Genomic DNA, 19381 nt, shown 5'->3' on the forward strand with positions numbered 1-19381 from the left:
GACTAGCTTATGAAAAGTAAAGCAGGGGGGCGTTAAACATCTCCCCCTGCAAGAGTGAAGCGTATTTACCTACACACTACCTTGCTCACAAACTTTATCACTAAGAAAGCAGCATCTATGTATAATTAAGCTCTAATATAGCAATAAAATAAATTTTTTTATTTTAACCTTGATATTTCGACAAACTTGAGATTATTTACCTATTACCCTGAACTCGATCCTTGTAAGATTAATGAAATCAGCCCCAAAATGGTATTAATTATCAATTAGTATTTATTTAGGCTCTCATTATGAAATGAGACTATTAAAATTTATAAAAATCACCAAATTAAAAGATTATCAAAATCACCTTGATTATGAACACAATCTATCCTTTACTATGCAACTAGTATCAAAACATATCAAAGGAAACTTATGAATGTATTAGATAAGGATTGCTTATTACAATTAGTCATTGATAACTTTCAAGAAGATGTCGCAAAGTCTGTTGATTTCAACACTGGTGAAGTTGGTATAATGTATACCAACCTTGATCATAACCTCATTTTTTGCATGGACTTATCTATTGTGGAAAAAATATATTCGACGAGATAAATTCCGAATAATCTGAACTCATGAGCAATGTTATCTTTGAAGTTGATAATTTCAAATAAGTTGTAAACTTCAAAGATAATAACTTTTTCGTCAATCAATCCTGCTTTCAATACGCTGGTAATCTAAGAGACACTGACATAAATATTTTAAACCCATTTCCACTCATATACGCTTCGCTTTATAGCTGTATCCGGCAGAACAAACCTCTTCCAAAAACGAAACTTTAGCTTACTGGTTTTAAGCGGATATTGCATTGACGACTATTCTTGAGAAGCGCATGCTTTTGTTTCCGAGCAGAACCGTTCTTGGTCGCATTGATAGTGTCAAATGCCCAAAGCTTGTTCTGTGTAACGCACCTAATAGAATGGCAAGTCACATGAATAAAATTGTAATGTTAGTAATGGGGTTGCTTTTCACAAGTCGATTGTTTGCCAGTATTGTGCCGCATGTAGGCCAACTTGAGCATGATGCTCCTATCTTAATTCGTTCGGCACTTATTGTCGGTGTTGCGGCTTATCTGGTTTGGACAGTATTCAAGTACTTCAAGAAAAATAAAGCCGCTGGTTCTGAGCAACTCTAGCAGAAAGAGCTTAGAAGCCCTGGTGTATCTAATTTACTTAAACTACTTATCCGCAAAGTATTCGACCAGTATTTTGCGCCACTTCCGTGACTCACGAATTTTCAATAGTGCTCGGTTTATCTCTTCTTCGTACTGGTTGTTTTCAGTGATGATAAAGCCATAATTTTGCTTTTCTAACTGATAAGGCAGCACCTCTAAATCCTCAAATTGCCCGCCTACCCTACCATTACCAATCATGTATTTGAGCACCACATCATCAGCGACAATCGCTTCAACCTCGCCATCCTCTAAAGCTGCTAATAGCCTTGGCATATCAATGTAACTCTTGTGTCGAATACCGAAACTTGTGAGCATCAGAGAAGACGTCGTGGCAACTTTGGCACCCACCTCCACACCCGCAAGATCATTCACACCTTTGATATGGGAAGAGCCTTGGCTTAGAGTCAGTTTACTGGCTAACACAGCAGTAATACTGGCGATAAAAAGCATACTAAATACGCCAATAAACACCGTGGCAATTCGTCCAGTTAGGCTCTTAAACTCAAAGTAATTGAATGGACCTCGAGTGATGAAAAGTAAACCCAGTATGAAGCTTTCTAGCCAACGGCCAGTCCGGCTTTTCATCGAGTAAAGCTTTTCGTTCTCTCCATGCTCCAATAAGTAGAAAAACGCTCCAATCACTCCTGAGATCATCACGATGACTCCAATGATAATCCACAGTGCAGGGTTCAAGAATATAGCGTGTAAGGTATGAAGATAACCCTGCTTCTTCACTGCAATGGCAAGGTGAGTTTCGTAAAAGGAATGGGAAAAATCAGCAAAAATCTCTCGCTCTGGCGTGATTGAAATGCAAGACACGCCGATGTCGATTTGCTCGGTTTCAATCGCATTAAGTAAGTCATCCAAGCGGTGGTTTTCTATCGTGTACTCAACGTCCATTTCTTTTGCAATTCTCTCCCAAAGTTCAATACTCAGGCCGTTCCATTCATTTTCCATCGAACTAATCACAAATGGAGGACACGGATAGACACCAACTTTCAGAGGAGAAGCCGACGATAAAGCGCTGAACAAAGGACAAAGAAATATGACTAAAGTTACACAATAACGAAGTGACGATTTGAAGACCAAAAGCATCAGCAATCCTCCAGAAAGAGGCAGCGATGAATTAGATCAAGTAAGAAGCCTAACCTAACAAATGAACGTCAGTGGCTCAGAAGTGGAAAAAATTTATGATGAATTCAGTACTGCCCTAGTATTATTCTTTACTGCTTTAACTATAGAAAACCTCTACTTGTTGTTCAAAAAAATAGAGCAGCAGTTTTAACAATTGAGGAATCAGCCAGAATTAAGTGCAATAGATGACGCACAAACTCCACCGCGACCTGGTCGCTATGTGTTTTTGCCTGAAGTCTCGCTACAGGCTTTTTCATTAGCTCTAAACAAAACGACTTCAATCACTGCTTTGCTAATTCAGTATCGCCTTTATGAACATCATTTAGTACCTGTTTAAGCAGCAAGTTAGCGATGGCGAAAGTACATCCATTGGTATTATCGATTTACAAAAGATAACCAAAATAGCTAAAGATAAGCCATGAGAAGCGATACAATACTAACGTTGCAAGAACGCAGCTTAGTAAACCCATTCACAGAAAACATTAAAGTAGCCAGACATGTCTAAAGATCCCGGTTTCACCACAGAATACACCCTCGACAAAACGTTTTTCGCAGAGTGTTATGATCAAACTAGCCTTCCGACTCAATTTCCCAAAGCCTATTTGAAAGGCATACTGTTTCTAATTTTTGGTGTGGTTCTGCTGGAGTTTGAACTATTACCTAACGGTTACGTTGGCTGGTTCTTTATTGTTTTGAGTGTCATTGAAGCGTTCAGTGTGTACTGTAAAAGAACATGGTGGTTATGGCGACAAAGAATCAGCTCTGGCGCTGGCAGCAAAATAGTCTTTCAAGGTGACACGAACGGTGTGAGTTATAAAAACCATAAAGCGACCAACACTATCGCTTGGAGTGACATCGACCAGCTTGAGCAGACCGATCTCGGCTTTATCCTTCATGTCGGCAAACAGCGCCAATACGTCAGTAAATCTTGCTTAAGCGATGAAGCCATTGCCTTCATGATTGAACACCACGCCGCATCAAAAGCTAACTAACACCAATGAATGCCTGCCAATTTGCAGGCATTTTTAATTCACCGTAAACGGTGTGTATGGAATGACCGGACTATAACAATGAACACCGTATACCAAATCAGTGATTGTCACCTTTCAGATAAATCCAGCTATGAGAACCTGCGTCGAGCACTGGAATACGTCAATGAAGACACAAAATGTAAGACCATCTTTCTGACTGGTGACATATGTTGTAATCCAAAACACGGCGACTACGTTCGATTAGAAGCGTTCATTAGGCGACACATTAGCGATAAATCTATTTACGCCATTGCCGGCAACCATGATGACTCTTCACTAATGCGTACAGAGTTAAAAGGATCGACAATTTTCGTCACTGATAAAGCCACTATCTGTGGACGAGAAGTTTTGTTCCTAGACTCAAGCTTCAAGCCGCGCGATGACCAGCATCCACTCGGGTCTGGGCGTATTGATAACCGTGGTATGGCTCAGCTAAAACAACAGCTAAAAAAGGCCAACAACCCTATCGTAGTTGTTCACCACCCTCTCATTCCAGTCGGTGCAGATTGGATGAAAGCCATCCGTCTAGAAAACGATGCCGATGTGATGAACGTGCTGAGAAAATATCGCGTACGTGAGGTTATCTGTGGTCACGGCCATGATGGGATAACGGCTACACAACAGGGCATAACTCAATATATGGCCCCTTCAACAGCCTATGGATTTAACCACTCTATCAATGAATACAATCGCAGTGAGAAGGTCGGGTTAAATAGAATTTCATTCTCGGCGCATTCTATCGACTGCCAAGCTATCTACTTTTAAAATTATCTCGCTTTAATCTTGTTGCTACTTTTACCCTTGTGTTCCCCATGCTTTTTAGAAAACAAATACCTAGCGGCATAAAGCTTCAAAATTTACTTTTTAAAGTTTCTTACCACCTGAAGACACAATAACAAAGTTTAAACCTCTACTTCATAATAAAAATTAGGCAACTCAATTGTGTATGCTCTTAAAATGGCAAGAATAACTTTTAATCAGGTCTATAGTTAAATCAAAGGGAGATCGACGCTAAAATCAAACGGGAAGTTTATATGTTTCTACAATCGATAAGTAATTTTAGAGGAATTACAATAGTTCTAATCGTCATGGGACATTCGTATACTTACGGACTATCGAGCACCGATGAGATTGGAAATATTCTAAAAAACATAATAACTGGAGGTACATCGCTCTTCGTTTTTATATCAGGTTATATGTTTTACCACGTCTTCTACAGCCGCTATGGCTACAGTAAATTCGTTCTTGGGAAATTTAAAAATGTTGGTGTGCCTTACTTAATTCTCGGAAGTATCGCCACCCTCGCTTTCTATTACCTTAATTGGGGTTACTTTAATCCTATTGAGAACATGGTTGACCCGGAAAGTGCATACCGCAATGGTGTATTGTTCGAACAGTCAGATCCAGACATCATCACCGCAATAAAGTATTTGTTTACAGGGCACTTCCTCACTGCCTATTGGTATATCCCCTTTGTTCTTTTGTGCTTCTTATCTGCTCCTATGCACATGCGTTTTATCAAATTAGCGCCTAAGTCACAGCTTATGGTTATTTGTTTCCTTTCGATACTGTCTCTGTTCGTTCATCGAGCGGTTGAAGGGACTAACCCACTCCAGTCTCTGGTGTATTTTACGCCAATATATTTGATAGGGATTAGCGTGTGTATGAATAAAGATAAGGTCACTGAGTGCTTAAATAGTAAGACACTACTTCTGTTGCTATTTATCGTTGTCATGCTGTCTATTTATCAAAATCACACTGGTATCAATGGTAATTCACACAAGCCATTTTTTGAATACGATGGGATAGATGTTGTTTTTATTCAAAAGGTTGCCCTCATCTTTTTACTGTATGGAGCTCTTGAAAAATTGAGTTTTAAATCCAAATATTTAGACACCATTTCAGATACAAGCTTTGCGATTTTTTTCATCCACCCGTGGTTGCTACTGATCCTCGAAATCGCAGACGCTAAATATTTTGGTGGCACCTTAAAAAGCGATTTTAACATTACTCTCTACATAGGAATCTGCAGTGGCATTGTAGTCACATCCGTTTTCTGTGCGAAAATAATGAAGATGGTATTTCGAGGCAGCAAAAAAACAAGATACTTAATCGGCTATTAGACTAAAACGCTCTCTATAGCTCAACCTACACTGCCCTTTTAAAGGTCGCATTCCTTTGAATTACTGTATTTACACTAGCTTCTTATGGTTAAAATGCCGTATGGTACAAAACATAGAATTCTGAAGACTTGCGGCCTTTGCCACAGAGACTCTCCATTTTAAACGAAAAGACTTACTATGAATTTTGATATCAATGCATTAAAACACCACCAACTGGTCGAAGATGGTCAACTCGAGGGGTGTTACATTCATCAGCCAGTACAGGGCAGTCAGCCGGATGATAAAGCTGTTTTAGCAGAGCGCCAAGCGCTGGAAAATCTGGGGTATAAGGTGGTACAGGTTAAAGCTAAAGGCGGGACAACAACGTTTGCCGAGGCTATGCAAGAGCTTGCGAAGAAGACTGGCCACCAGCCTAGATAGTAAACGAGTGAGCAGAGAGAGTTACAACGCTCTCTAACGACTGCTTTTTGAGTCTCTCTGCCGAGTAATCTCAACATGAGCCATTTCATGCTGACAACCAATGGAGCAGATACTTTTTGCGTCAATGAGTTAGCTCCTGCTCTCACCGTTTTCCCCAAAATGAGTCACCGTTATATTTGCTCCCCAACACAAAAATGGGTTGGTACAGCAGAAATTCAGTCTATTACCTAATAATCTAGCTTTATTAGAGAACGTGACTGTTTACTGAATTAATGTTGGACGGTTATAGCACTTAGCTATGTGTCATGAGCTATGAGCAAGAATACAAAGTAAATACATGTTCTCTATTTGTCATAGTTCTAAAACTTTAAAGGAGCCACAATGAGCTCCTTTGAAGTTTAAGTTATCGCTTCAGTTACTACTGCATTTACTCGATTTAGCTACCAATTGTAATTCTATCAACTTCAATTGTGGCCTCTTCCCAGCTATCTTTTTCAACGTTGCCAACAATCGTTATCTTGTCATTTGGAGCAATCGTCAAACCAGCCCAAGCTTCATCCTCTACTTCGATCACAATTGTGTTTTTGCCATCAGTAAACTTGTACTCGTCATCTCCCAAAGAGTGCACAATGTTACCCGTCACCTGAACTTGGGTATCATCTCTTGCTTCTAGGACTTGAGCAACCGTAACAGGAGCGCTAGCCGTCGGGCCATTAAATCCGCCCGTTGCTGGTAAAGTGTTTGCTGTTGCTAAGCCTGAAGCCAGAACCAGTGTAGTAGCAATAAGTACGTTTTTCATAAGAACCTCTAAAGAGTCATAGTTTGTTTTGATGGGTGTACTATGCAGGAGGTGGTATTAATCGCGGATGAAAGTAGCGTTCATAATTCATTCATGTTGAAAATACGTAGAATGACAATACCCAAAAAAACCATAACCATATGATCTTAATGGTGATATTAAACGCTATCTTAATCGAATAATTTTACTTTTTACGAAAATCATTCCTTTTCTAGAACTCTTGCTCTTTGTTATTCAGTATTAGCCCAGTAATAAGTCATCAACAGAGTCGCTTTCCAAGCACCAATTGAATAGCACTCGATGAAGCTACACAGTGAGAGCTTTCTAAAACTAAAGCCTCGCTCAAGCGCGGCCTTAGTTTTTCTATTTAGCGGTTATGACTGTCCTATAACGGTTACAGCTACCCGACTTCACTGACTTTTCTTTCTAACCCTTTATTGCTAGCTTTCATTACTGACCTAAGTCACTGAGTGAGCTGACTGAACTTCGGCAAACTCTTCACAAACCTCTGGTGTACATCCATATAGGTTTGCATATAGATCTCGTCAATACGGTCGTTACTCGGGAAGCTCGATGAGAAGTCGGCGTGCTTACGGTCAATCGACAATTTGGCGGCCTCGATAATATGAGCAATGAACATGCGAGGATCTTCCAACCCAATCGAGATACGCATAGTCGTCGGCTTGATACCCGCTTCATTAAGCGCTTCATCACTGAGTTCTGAATGCGTTGTCAGTGCCGGACACAGCGCCACCGTATTGGTTTGCCCAAGGCTCACTTGCATGCCGATTGCTGGCTCAAGCATATCGAAGAACTGTTTGAACCCATCACGATTGATTGGTGCACGATCGCCGTTACCTTCCATGTCGATAGTAAACAGCGCGGCTGGTAGCCCCAAGTACATGTTGTTCTGGCAATGTTCATAGTTATCGCTGTCTGGTAAAGCGGGACACGATACGTTGATGTCTGGGTGGGCATCAAAAATCTTTGCCAGAGTCAGAGTATTAATGGTTTTTTGCACCACTCGCATCTCATACGTTTTCATACCATTGAGCACTTCAAACGCTTTGTCTGCATCTAAGAATGCGCCTTTGATGTAATACACATTCCAAAACAGCGTTTCGTTCCATGGAATAGTGACCTCATCGCCGTTGGGTTTGGTACAGGTGGCCTCTTCTCCTTTTGGAACAAACATGGTCTCGTTGCGTCCGATGACTACCCCAGCGGTTGTGGTACCTGAACCCGCCAGTTCTTTGGTGTAGGAGTGAATGACATAATCAGGCCTTTCCATCACATCATCACGTTTGAGCACAGGATGAAGTAATGGCGTACCCACTGTTGAGTCGACAATCACATCCCAACCGCGAGAGTGACCAGCTTTACTGATGCTAGCAACATCTAACACGTAGCCATGCGGGTTACACGGTGACTCTAGGTAGACGTAGATTTTCTTACCTGCAGCGAGGCGACCAGCATATTTATCGGCAACCTCATCAAGGCGAGTCGCAAACTCATCACCGGAGTAACCATCCACCCACTCTACCGCGACATTCAGATTCGACGGCTTGCCAAACCAATCTTCCAACAGCTGATAAGAACCGCCGTAGATATTGCGCGAGGCCAAGACAATATCTTCATGTCCAAGTAAATGGCTCAGCAACCCATCAATCGCCGCCATACCGGAATTAAAGTTCCATGCTAGATATTCGTTAGCTCTAGAACCTGCCTCAAGGTCAACCATGTGATTCGCGAGTGAGATTGATGTTGGGTTTAGCAGTCGAGAGTAAATATCGTGCAGCGGCTCTTTACCGTTGAATGCATCTTCAATCCACTCGGTACAGGCAAACAAATAAGTCGCAGTGCGCGTAATAACAGGACTTGCAGAGAATATAGCAGCAACATTATCGAAGATCGGATACGCGCCTTTAGACGCAAAGTTACCATTGTTAGTCGCGATAGATTGGTAAGTGGCACGCATTGGGTTCTGCAGGTTATCGAGGATCTTAGCGATCTGGAATGACAAGAAACGTTTAGCGTTAAACCAAGCGATCCGGTCGCTCTTGTCGAGATCTGATAAGCCATCAACCGTCAATGCCCAAAGATCGTGTGTCTTGGTATTAGCTTTGTACAGGGTCGTCGCCAGTTCAATCAGCGTGACGCCGTAATCACTATTTGGGTCGATACCAAAGTGTTTTGCTTGCTCAATGGCAAGAGCTTCTGCTTGTTCGTGTTTGGTGGTTTTACGCAGCGGGCTAAGTTGAGTTGAAGTATTCATAATTCCTAAGTCATTCCATGCTTGTTGTTCCTCCTTTAATTTTAGTTTTGCGCAGATGTTAAAAATTGCTATTTGCGAAGTAAGACATACACTTTGAGCAATAATATTGCCAAATAAACTTCAATATTGATGGAATATGCCAATGGATGAGATCGATAAAAGAATACTGGCTGAACTGCAAAGCAACGCTCGGCTTACTAATCAAGAGTTGGCTGATCGCGTGGCACTATCGCCCTCTCCTTGTTTACGCCGAGTTCGAGCATTAGAGAAGCAAGGAATTATTCGTGGCTATCACGCCAGTGTTGACCAAGAAGCGTGTGGCTTGCCTGTGAATGTGTTTGTATTGGTAAAACTTGAAAAGCCAACTGAAGAGAACATGCGAGACTTTGAGCAACACATTGAAGTGATTGATGAAGTGTTAGAGTGCTTTTTGATGACAGGTAATCACGACTACCTATTGCATGTAGTGAGCGAGTCACTCAAAAGCTACGAGCAGTTTATCCGCAAGCAATTAACTCGCCTACCCAATATTGCTTCTATCGAATCCAGCTTCGCCTTCGGTCAGGTAAAAACAAAGACCAAATTGCCAGTGAGATAGATGAAGTTCGCTTTTGTTCGGGGTTTATGGGGCTCTCTAGAGGCTGCTCTCATCACCCCTGAACTGCACCAACAAATATTTTGCCCCAAAGTGAGCCAGAGAGGGATTGAACTCAGTTTCAAACCCTGCAACTTGCCTTACTCCTCCTCATGCCTAGAGTTCCAACAATGTAGCTAAATGTTTTAATCCAAAACAAACCAACCTTTAATCACACTTACGCACAAACATATTGCCCCCTAAGCCATTGAACAATATCTAAATAAAAGGAAGTTCTTGATTAATAACGAGCCTTGAATCGGAAGCAATATGTGCTTGCACGATCTTAAACTAGAAATCAGAACCAAACTGAATTGTGCGCATAATTTTCAGTTGGTTAGGTAAGGGCTGGATCGAACTTTAGTAGAGGTTACATTTACTATAGGCAGGGCTTGCGGATAAGTGCTTATTTTGGGTTCATCGCAGCTTTCCCCTGAAAGCCAAGATGAACCTTTTTTCAATAATCTAGCGTGTGAAAGCAATAGACAGGTCGATATCACATTGCTTTACATCACATATATTAATAAAGGTAATGTTACTTACATTTATAAATGTGATGTTTATCTCCATTCACCTTTTGATTACTTTCTAAGCTTAGTTGATTTTTATCCAATTAAACAGAAGGTTATATGATAAATAGAATAATAACACTAAGTGGCGTTGCATTACTTTGTTCAGCGAGTGCGCATGCACAAATCCAAAATGGAAGTTTCGAAAACTGGGAAGGAAACGTACCATCTGGATGGAGTGTAATTGATTCCGGCATTGCGGCATCACCCTCTACCGACCCTGTCAATAACGGCAGTTTCTCTGCGCAAGTAACCGTGAATACAGGCACTCAAAGTAATACTGATTTTCTACAAACGATACGTGTTGAACAAGGGAAAACTTATGATTTCTCTGTCGATGTTTATCACACTGAAGGTAACGTGAAAGCTCGCCTTTTTGTTGATGGCTATTTAGGCTACTCGAATAATGATTTAACGAATCAGTGGCAAGCATTGACTCACTCGTACAGCGCTACGAGCACTAAAGATATCGTTGTGGGCGTACGATTTTATGATGATGCAGGTTTTGATGGCTCGGAAGTGGTGTATTTAGATAACTTTCAGCCTACGGAGACTCCACCAACACAAAGCTGCAATGACACAAGTGCCGCACTCACGCTAGTGACGGATAACTATGGTTCTGAAACCAGTTGGTCTCTCAAAAACTCAGTTTCTCAAACTCTTTATTCTGGTTCGGGCTATAAAAGTAACACCATCAATGAAGTGGAAATGTGTTTAGCGGATGGTAGCTACACCCTAGAAGTCTCAGACTCTTATGGAGATGGAATGTGCTGCAGTGTGGGGAATGGTTCATACAGTTTGTCGGTAAACGGGACCGTTGTGGCATCTGGTGGTGATTTCCAAGCAAGTCAGAGTACAGAATTTACGATTGGTGGCTCAACTACACCACCAACTGAACCACCAGTGTTAGGTGAGTATTACAAAGACGCTGAAGGCAAAGTGGGCTTTGCGTTAAAAACGGCCTTATATCAAATTATTGATAATCATAGTAGTCAGGGTTACACCGCTATTTGGACGTTAGTGTCTGAGGCTGACCTAGACGCATACTATGACACTGATGGGTCGATTCTCGATATGTATTCGGAGAAACCTTCAGGCTCAGATTCAATCCAATTTACTAAGGTGGCCGACCAATGTGGTCAATACAGCAAAGAAGGTGATTGCTACAACCGTGAGCACTCATTCCCAAAAAGCTGGTTTGGTGGGAAAGTCGAGCCAATGAACTCTGACGGTCACCATTTATTTGCCACTGACGGCTACGTTAACTCGAAACGTAGTAATTGGCCATTTGGTGAGGTGAGTAGCGCGACATACACATCAAGCAATGGTTCTAAGTTAGGCAGTGCAGCGAACTCTCTTGGTTATGTAGGTACGGTGTTTGAGCCAATTGATGAGTTTAAAGGTGATTTCGCAAGAGCATATTTCTACATGGCAACACGCTATGAAAATGAAATCGCTAATTGGGAAGGGAACTCTACAAGCTCTGATGCCGTTCTGGATGGAACCAATACAACCGTTTTTGAACCTTGGCTACTTACCATGCTAAAGCGTTGGCATTCTGAAGATCCAGTCAGCCAAAAAGAAATCGACCGAAATAATGCGGTACATGATTTCCAAGGGAATCGTAATCCGTTTATTGACCATCCAGAGTTTGTAAGTCAAATCTGGGGAAATTAATCGGAATATAATCACCATGACAATGGTTTCATGATGATTGAATTGAGCCCAATCCTTTGTTTGGGCTTTTTCATTTACCTTTAGCTTTCTAGTAAATGCTAATTTAGGGGGAAGCTGTAGTTCATTTATGCCCGAAACCTTCATAGGCCGAGCTTTGACTCGTGGCACTTTCTAGCTCACAGGTGCCCTTTTGTCGGGCTCAAAACGGGCAAAACTTGTAACAGAACCGTATTTTTCTTTTGCCGTCCTACCATTAAAAGGATGCATTGCTGATCTTCATCGCGAGTTGGACGTATAGGCTGGTTAAAAGGAAGGAAAACTATGGCCAACGTCTATGTCAGCATCGGAAGCAACATTAACCGCGAACATCACGTCACAGAATCTCTCAAAGCATTGCATGATCGCTTTGCACCGCTGCACATTTCTAATTTCTACGATTGCGAGCCAGTTGGATTTGAAGGGGATAACTTCCTTAACCTAGTCGTTGGATTTGAATGTGACCTATCTGTCGCGGAGCTGGTCAAGGTTCTACATCAAATCGAATTAGAGAACGATCGCAAGCGTCAGACCAAAGCCTATGCTTCACGGACGATGGATATCGACATCCTCCTTTATGGTAATCAAGTGGGCGTTATCGATGGCGTAGAGCTGCCTAGAGGCGAAATCACCGAGTACGCTTTTGTGCTCAGGCCATTAGTTGATATTGCCGCACAAGGACGTCACCCCACTCTAAACATCTCATATCAGCAGCTCTGGGAAAACTTCGATCAGTTAAGTCAGAAAACCGAAACCATCCCTTTCGATATCAGTTTCACCTAGCCTCTACATGACTGAAAAAAGAACGGCTGCAACAGGAACAACGGCTAAAGGAACGACTGAACTCTTAATCGCGTGAGCTTTACTGATCTTTTCTTAAAACAAGCACGTACCTGACTTCACTCTCTAAGGATTGGACACTGTTATGAATCACAACGCCATTATCACCATTACAAATCTCAGACTAAGAACCTTCATCGGTTTCAACGAAGAAGAAAAGTCTAAGCAGCAAGACATCGTTATCAATGCAGAGATCCACTACCCTGCTAACAACCTTTGTCTCTCTGATGACGTGGACAACGCACTCAACTACAAAAACATCTGCAAGAAGATCATTCAACATGTCGAATCCGGAAGATTTCTGCTTTTAGAAAAGTTAACCAGCGACGTACTCGGCATTTGTATCGATCATCCATGGGTTCGATACGCTCAAGTGAGAATTGACAAGCCTCATGCCCTACGTTTTGCCGACTCCGTTTCACTCACGCTTAGCTATGAAGCAGAGCTCGAAAATTAACTCATAAGGAGCGAGTCAATGCTAACCACAGAAGCTGAAAAAGTAAGAGAAGCTTTGCTCGAAAAGGGACTAGAAACCCCGATGACACCGAGCGAGATGAACCCAAACCAGAAGTACAACCGCATCAAAGGTCTTTTAACGGAAGTGGTCAGTACGCTTGGACTGGATTTGACTGATGATAGCCTAGCTGAAACACCCGATCGCATTGCAAAGATGTACGTCCATGAGATATTTTCAGGGCTAGATTACAATAACTTTCCAAAAATCAGTGTGATAGACAACAAAATGTCGGTTGATGAAATGGTCAAGGTGTCGAACATAGATTTAACGTCGACGTGCGAACATCACTTCATTACCATCGATGGTTTAGCAGAAGTGGCCTATATCCCTGAAAACAAGATTCTTGGGCTGTCTAAAATCAACCGTATCGTTCGATTCTTTGCTCAGCGCCCTCAGGTACAAGAACGCCTTACTCAGCAAATCCTAGTCGCGATACAGACTCTAGTGGAAACAGAAAACGTAGCCGTGACGATTAAAGCCACTCACTATTGCGTTAAATCCAGAGGTGTCATGGATGCAAACTCTGAAACCTCAACAACCGCGCTCGGTGGCATTTTCAAAACTAACCCTCAAACCAGAGCTGAGTTTTTACGATGAGTGAAACGATACTAATAACCGGCGTGGGAAAGCGACTCGGCTTCGCACTGGCGCAGCAACTTTTAGCGGATGGATACAAAGTAGTTGGCACCTACCGCAGCGACTACCCTCAACTGCAACTGTTGCGCGATGGTGGAGCCGACTTGCAGCAAGTAGACTTTTATCAACAAAGTAGCCTAGAGGGCTTTCTTCATTACGTTGGTAAAGACTATAAGACACTTCGAGCCATCATACATAACGCTTCCGACTGGAAACCTGAGAACAAGAACAATCCCAGTGAAAATGCATCACAAATCATGCACCAGATGATGACGATTCACGCCACCGTGCCTTATCTGTTCAATTTAACGCTCAAAGACCAATTGATGTCTGGCGATAAAACCTCAGACATCATCCACATCAGTGATTACGTTGCGGAAAAAGGCAGTAAAAAACACATCGCTTACGCGGCCAGTAAAGCTGCACTCAACAACCTGACGCTATCGTTTTCAGCAATGCTGGCTCCCAAGGTCAAAGTAAATACCCTCTCTCCAGCCATGATTAAGTTCAATGAACATGACGATGAGGCATACAAAACCAAAGCGCTGCAGAAAGCTCTGATCCCCACAGAAGCGGGCTTTGAGGAAATAATAGATGGCATCAAGTATGTTTTGTCCAGTCATTACATGACAGGAAGAACTTTACACCTTGATGGCGGCAGACATTTGAAGTGATGGTCTTGCATTGTCTGCTACCTAAAACGGCTGCTATATAGCGAATGCTGTTAACTAAAATACTAGAAGCTAGAAACTGCTATAAGAGTGAGGAAGGCGTTTTTCTTCGTCCCAGCCTAACAGCTCAATATTGATCAACGATTTGCGCTTCTCATTACACAGTGAAGCGATATTGATGATAGGTAATTGGCTGCGAAATTGCGCAGTAAGTATGACCTTTTTACTTTCACCCAGGCTGTTTCGACATTGCGCCAAAATCGCTTCAGTATCTAGTTGGTGTGCGTTCTCGATAATCTGGATATCAGTGTTCTCTTGATAGCACTCTATCAGCCATGATACGGCGGACTCTTCTGAACTGGTGAGCACGATGACATCTTTTGTTGTGACCAGATCTTTAAGTTCAGTTTCCATAAATACTCTCATTCAGCAGCAAATACATTAAAGCCAGTTACCCAGTTTAGCCTGTGCCAAATGATAGCCTCTGTCTATCATCTCTTGTGAGCGATCAAACTCTAAAGTGCCACAGGCATTACGTGGGATCTCAAGCGTAATATCGGCGGGGTAAGCGGCCAGTTTCTGGCGAGCAATGGTCGATTGCATCGCATCAAACGCTTGGTTGGCAATGTCGTAGGCTGCAAAATTGAAGCTCATTTTACTTTTTACACTGCTACCGAGATTATCGATAAAGTGAACAACCTTCTCATGCAAGTTACTCTCTTTTGTTGGTAGGGAAACAGGTATCACTTCCTGTTGAACCATTTCAGGTTCGCCGCCTAAATTCACAGCCAGAGTAACGTCTGTCTTATCACCAAAGGTAGGCGCAATCGGTACGGGATTGAGTACCCCGCCATCAATCAGCGCTTCGCCATTAATAACATGAGGTGTGAAGAACAATGGCAAAGAGATAGAAGCGCGAATGGCATCAAACAGAGAACCTGATTGCAGCCAAACCTCTTTTTCATCGGCGACGTTGGCAGCGACTGCGGTATAAGGGATGGGCAGATCTTCAATTGAAATCTCGCCGATCAATCCACGCAGTGTGTCGATGATCTTGTCCCCTTTGAACATCCCGCTCGATTGCCATGAAAAGTCCAACATCATAGCCATATCCGATTGGTCGATACTGGTGACCCACTCTTCAAATTCATCCAACTTGCCCGCAGCGTAGACACCACCGATAAGTGCACCAATTGAACAGCCAGAAATGGATTTTATCTGATAGCCATGCTCCATTAACCAACGGATGATTCCAACGTGCACCAAGCCTCTTGCGCCACCACTGCCAAGTACCAATGAGATCGTTTTTGCCATCATATTAATCCTTTAGTTTTAAATTCTAGGGGAGCTAACTCGCCTATTTACCAATTCGCCGATCTCAACTCACTGAATCACTCTCAGTCCATACGGGTAATGAAGGTTTGCTCGTCATCGACAAAAGCCACATAGTCGCCGTGATAGATAAACACCCGGCCACGCCCTTCCACTATACACGCAAGCTGTGGGTTCAAATCTTCTTCAAGATTTTCACTTTGATACGTGCCGGTATCGGTGATCACACCGCGGAGTGTAGGCAAAAATCCATAGCTGCGTTTGGCTTGATCAATCAGGCTCAATTCACTGGCGGTAGAGAAGTAAGCTGGGATAGGACCAGCATCTTCGATAAACATAGTTTTCAGTTCTTCAAAGGCTGTAATTACCAGCCAATCGATGCCATTTACCTGATGGATAAACATTGTTTATAAATACCTAGTTTCTCGATAATTCTAATGCGGAGATTCTATCACTATCAAGTGCAGAACGTGGGAGAAATTAAGGGACTACAAATAACCAGACACATACTATCTACAGAGTCTAATACTAGTCGACTAACTCTACGACTAATGTCTAACTACCTGAGACTATTTGTTTTTTTGGGTTTGGTATAAGGTACTAACAACTAAATGTTAATGAGTTTTTAATGATACGTTGACGCATTGTTTGCGCTTCTGCGTGAGTCAATAACGTTTGTTGGAATAACACGCCTTAGAGTGTGAACGAAAGGAATCAACATGAGCAGTACTTTAGAGTCCGTACATATACAAGTAGATCAGCCTCAAGCCAATGAGGATGAACTCACTTATGAACAACAACACAAACCAAGATCGGAATTTGATTCCCGCGAACAATATTTAGAGCATGAATTACAAATCATGGCGCCGAAACGCTGGCGTCCTAATTTGCCGTTTAAAGATTATCGATTCGAGATAGAAGACACCATCCCAGCGATGGCAGCCACGATTGGTAAAGTGGTTATGGTGGGCGCGATTGCTGCCACCTTTGCAGGGGCTCTAGGGCTAGATGAAGGCTTCATTTTAGAAAATGTTCGTTATGAACTCCTCATCGCCTCTGTTTTCATTATTATTTTCTCTGGCTTCCTATTGCCGACCGCGAACCTCGCAGGTACACACGGCCCGCTTATCCCTTTAATTCCTATTGTCGTTGCTGCAGGTGGCCACCCTATGGCGTTTGGCTTGTTGATTGGTGCTTTTGGTTTACTCTTAGCCATCAGTAAAGGGGGCAGCCTGTTGGCTAACCTCACCAGTAAAGGCGTGTGTGGCGGCTTACTGCTCTACCTTGGCTTTGTGGGAACGGCTTCTCAAGTGAAAAAGCTGTTCGCTTGGGCTGAGGGAATCGGCATGAGTCACATCGCTTTTGTCGTGATCTTCTGCACCATCATTTTGTACGCGTTATTGGAGCATTTCCGTAAGCGTTGGCTAGCTGTACCTCTTAGCTGCTTGCTGGGTGGTACGATTGCATTTGCCATGGGCGCCCCATTCGCTTTCCACACTGAACCAGGCTTACCTAACATGAACCCTATGTATTGGTGGGGTGAAGATACAGGTTGGATGTTAGGTCTACCGACGATTGAACACTTCATGGTGGTATTGCCGTTTGCGATTCTAGCCGTGGCGATGTGGTCACCAGATTTCTTAGGACATCAAGTATTCCAAAAGATCAGCTATCCAGAACGTACCGAAAAAGTACACATGAACATAGACGACACCATGACCACGGCGTCAATTCGTCAAACGTTCGGTTCTCTGCTCGGTGGTACTAACTTTACGTCTTCATGGGGTACTTATATCGTACCAGCGGCGATTGCTAAACGCCCTATCCCTGCAGGCGCGTTACTAACAGCTCTATTCTGTATCATCGCCGCTGTTTGGGGTTACCCGATGGATCTAGCTATCTGGCAACCTGTGCTTTGTGTTGCGCTCATTGTTGGGGTATTTGTGCCATTGCTAGAAGCTGGAATGGAAATGACGCGTGAAGGGAAAACCACACAATCGGCAGCGATTGTTGTATTTTCATCAGCGCTCGTTAACCCTGCATTTGGTTGGGCTCTCACCATGCTGTTGGATAACTTAGGCTTAGTCGGTTGTAAAGAGCGTAGTAGTGAACTGAGTAAAATGAGCCGTTGGGTGTTGCCTGGCATTATGTTTATTGTACTAAGTGGTGTGATGGCGTTGGTTGGCCTTCTACCAGGGATTCCGGCGATTATCCCGAGCTTTCGCTAGGCTCGATTAATATTTAGTTTTGCTCGGAACACAAAAGGCCTCGCACACGCGAGGCCTTGTTTTATCTATCAAACCAGTAAGATAAATGAGTGTCGCTATTGGTTCTGTAGCTTATCGAATCCATTAATTCGCTGATGAAGCTGTGTGCCCATAGTCAACGATACCAAGAGGCTAATCAAAGCAATCACTGCTCCAGAAACAAACACCCATTGGTAACCAGACATCCAGATTATTCCCAACAAAAATGGTAGAAACACCGCTGCAATATGGTTGATGGTGAATGACAAACTCGCCGTTGAAGCCACTTCATCTTCCCTAATTGTCTTTTTAAAGTAGGTGTTCAAAGCTATCGCAAAACTAAAAATGATACTGTCGATAACATACAACCCTGCTGCCGCATAATGATCATCCACAAATGCGTAAGATAGGAACACCAACACTAACGCGGCATACTCAATGATCAAAGCTAGCCTCTCTCCTACTCGATCGATAAATCTCCCAACATAAGGTAGAGCAAGTGTTGCTGCTAAGCTGGATAACATAAACAAAGCGGCCATCATTGCAATCGTATATTGAAACTTGGTCACCATCAGTAAGCCAGCAAATGCGACAAAGATCTGTCTTCTTGCCCCACTCAAAAAGGTAAGAATGTAATAGGTCGTGTATTCACGTCGGACAATGAGTTTGGTGTGTTGTTTAAGCTCTGTGTGAGTATCTTGAAACGTGACCAAGTAAATCGCTAACCAGAAACATATCGCTCCACAAGTAAAGAAAATGGCCTTATCTGAAACGTCAAAAAGATAGCTCGCGACCATAATGCATAGAAAAGTCACCATCGAGAAGAATGAGGCAGCAGACCGAATTTCCCCCATTGATTCACTGAAGTTCTCAGTCGCTAACAACTGTGTTGAGAGTGATTTGTTCACCGCTTCTAAATAATGGAAACCAATAGACATGATCGTCGTGCTGAAATAGAAGCCATAAATCGAAGGCAAATACCCGGTCACGGCAACGCCTAGCCCTAATGTTGCAACCGACAGTACAGCGACTCTTTGTTCTGAAGCGATGAACAACAGAAACAAAACAGTAAATGAGAGCAAGCCTGGTATTTCCCTAACACTCTGCAATACTCCCACATCAGCCCCGGTCATACCAACAGTGTCGACAGCGAAGTTATTCATCACGACTCGCCATCCCGTATTCGCTATCACTGACGCGATGGCGATGAAAACCAACATCGCGAATG

Annotated in this window: 19 protein-coding genes; 12 read left to right on the top strand and 7 right to left on the bottom strand. The window is 42.8% G+C overall.

Annotated elements, in window-relative coordinates; all coding sequences use genetic code 11:
• Window positions 1–970 precede the first annotated feature (970 nt).
• Window positions 971–1174, top strand: coding sequence for a hypothetical protein (locus tag FTW16_RS12135; protein WP_102530138.1), 204 nt, complete (start codon window positions 971–973; stop codon window positions 1172–1174).
• A 42-nt stretch (window positions 1175–1216) separates the two neighbouring features.
• Here FTW16_RS12135 and FTW16_RS12140 read toward each other — a convergent pair whose 3' ends face one another.
• The gene (locus FTW16_RS12140) at window positions 1217–2308 is read right to left on the bottom strand and encodes a transporter substrate-binding domain-containing protein (protein WP_146491258.1); all 1092 of its coding nucleotides are present in this window, start codon (window positions 2306–2308) and stop codon (window positions 1217–1219) included.
• A 536-nt stretch (window positions 2309–2844) separates the two neighbouring features.
• On the opposite strand from FTW16_RS12140, the gene FTW16_RS12145 reads away from it, so the two are divergent.
• From FTW16_RS12145 to FTW16_RS12160, 4 genes are all read left to right on the top strand, one after another.
• The gene (locus FTW16_RS12145; RefSeq protein WP_146491259.1) at window positions 2845–3339 is read left to right on the top strand and encodes a YcxB family protein; all 495 of its coding nucleotides are present in this window, start codon (window positions 2845–2847) and stop codon (window positions 3337–3339) included.
• A gap of 78 nt (window positions 3340–3417) precedes the next feature.
• A complete protein-coding gene (locus FTW16_RS12150; protein WP_146491260.1) occupies window positions 3418–4143 on the top strand; it encodes a metallophosphoesterase family protein in 726 nt (241 codons plus the stop codon).
• Between the two features lie 269 nt (window positions 4144–4412).
• Window positions 4413–5501: an acyltransferase family protein gene (locus FTW16_RS12155; protein ID WP_146491261.1), complete on the top strand. Its 1089-nt coding sequence runs from the start codon at window positions 4413–4415 to the stop codon at window positions 5499–5501.
• A gap of 177 nt (window positions 5502–5678) precedes the next feature.
• Complete coding sequence (locus FTW16_RS12160; protein ID WP_146491262.1) at window positions 5679–5921, top strand: hypothetical protein; 243 nt, start codon at window positions 5679–5681, stop codon at window positions 5919–5921.
• A 436-nt stretch (window positions 5922–6357) separates the two neighbouring features.
• Here the strand turns inward: FTW16_RS12160 and FTW16_RS12165 are convergent, their stop codons facing one another.
• Complete coding sequence (locus FTW16_RS12165; RefSeq protein ID WP_146491263.1) at window positions 6358–6720, bottom strand: NirD/YgiW/YdeI family stress tolerance protein; 363 nt, start codon at window positions 6718–6720, stop codon at window positions 6358–6360.
• A gap of 463 nt (window positions 6721–7183) precedes the next feature.
• Complete coding sequence (locus tag FTW16_RS12170) at window positions 7184–8995, bottom strand: trans-sulfuration enzyme family protein (RefSeq protein WP_146491264.1); 1812 nt, start codon at window positions 8993–8995, stop codon at window positions 7184–7186.
• A 142-nt stretch (window positions 8996–9137) separates the two neighbouring features.
• Between FTW16_RS12170 and FTW16_RS12175 the strand changes: the two genes are divergently transcribed.
• From FTW16_RS12175 to folM, 6 genes are all read left to right on the top strand, one after another.
• Complete coding sequence (locus FTW16_RS12175) at window positions 9138–9593, top strand: Lrp/AsnC family transcriptional regulator (protein ID WP_060981796.1); 456 nt, start codon at window positions 9138–9140, stop codon at window positions 9591–9593.
• A gap of 665 nt (window positions 9594–10258) precedes the next feature.
• Window positions 10259–11875, top strand: coding sequence for an endonuclease (locus tag FTW16_RS12180; protein ID WP_146491265.1), 1617 nt, complete (start codon window positions 10259–10261; stop codon window positions 11873–11875).
• Between the two features lie 321 nt (window positions 11876–12196).
• Window positions 12197–12694 carry a 2-amino-4-hydroxy-6-hydroxymethyldihydropteridine diphosphokinase gene (gene folK, locus FTW16_RS12185; RefSeq protein ID WP_146491266.1) on the top strand — a complete coding sequence of 166 codons (498 nt, stop codon included), beginning with the start codon at window positions 12197–12199 and terminating at the stop codon, window positions 12692–12694.
• Between the two features lie 142 nt (window positions 12695–12836).
• Complete coding sequence (gene folX / locus FTW16_RS12190; protein ID WP_048664833.1) at window positions 12837–13208, top strand: dihydroneopterin triphosphate 2'-epimerase; 372 nt, start codon at window positions 12837–12839, stop codon at window positions 13206–13208.
• A gap of 18 nt (window positions 13209–13226) precedes the next feature.
• On the top strand, window positions 13227–13865 hold the full coding sequence (gene folE, locus FTW16_RS12195) for a GTP cyclohydrolase I FolE (protein WP_146491267.1): 639 nt from the start codon (window positions 13227–13229) through the stop codon (window positions 13863–13865).
• Window positions 13862–14578: a dihydromonapterin reductase gene (gene folM / locus FTW16_RS12200; protein ID WP_146491268.1), complete on the top strand. Its 717-nt coding sequence runs from the start codon at window positions 13862–13864 to the stop codon at window positions 14576–14578. Before folE ends, folM begins: the two co-directional genes overlap by 4 nt.
• A gap of 69 nt (window positions 14579–14647) precedes the next feature.
• Here the strand turns inward: folM and FTW16_RS12205 are convergent, their stop codons facing one another.
• The 3 genes from FTW16_RS12205 to FTW16_RS12215 form a co-directional block, all read right to left on the bottom strand.
• Window positions 14648–15001 carry a hypothetical protein gene (locus tag FTW16_RS12205; RefSeq protein ID WP_146491269.1) on the bottom strand — a complete coding sequence of 118 codons (354 nt, stop codon included), beginning with the start codon at window positions 14999–15001 and terminating at the stop codon, window positions 14648–14650.
• A gap of 15 nt (window positions 15002–15016) precedes the next feature.
• Entirely contained in the window at window positions 15017–15889 is an 873-nt protein-coding gene (locus FTW16_RS12210) for a patatin-like phospholipase family protein (RefSeq protein ID WP_146491322.1), read from the bottom strand.
• Window positions 15890–15972: 83 nt separating this feature from the next.
• On the bottom strand, window positions 15973–16311 hold the full coding sequence (locus FTW16_RS12215) for a cytosolic protein (protein ID WP_146491270.1): 339 nt from the start codon (window positions 16309–16311) through the stop codon (window positions 15973–15975).
• A gap of 315 nt (window positions 16312–16626) precedes the next feature.
• Here FTW16_RS12215 and FTW16_RS12220 point away from each other — a divergent pair, with 315 nt between their 5' ends.
• Complete coding sequence (locus FTW16_RS12220; protein WP_146491271.1) at window positions 16627–18135, top strand: DUF3360 domain-containing protein; 1509 nt, start codon at window positions 16627–16629, stop codon at window positions 18133–18135.
• A gap of 95 nt (window positions 18136–18230) precedes the next feature.
• On the opposite strand, the gene FTW16_RS12225 is transcribed toward FTW16_RS12220, so the two are convergent.
• Window positions 18231–19373, bottom strand: coding sequence for an MFS transporter (locus tag FTW16_RS12225; RefSeq protein WP_146491323.1), 1143 nt, complete (start codon window positions 19371–19373; stop codon window positions 18231–18233).
• Between the last annotated feature and the right edge of the window lie 8 nt (window positions 19374–19381).

Source organism: Vibrio sp. T20 (genome assembly GCF_007858795.1).
Classification (GTDB): Bacteria; Pseudomonadota; Gammaproteobacteria; order Enterobacterales; family Vibrionaceae; genus Vibrio; species Vibrio satsumensis.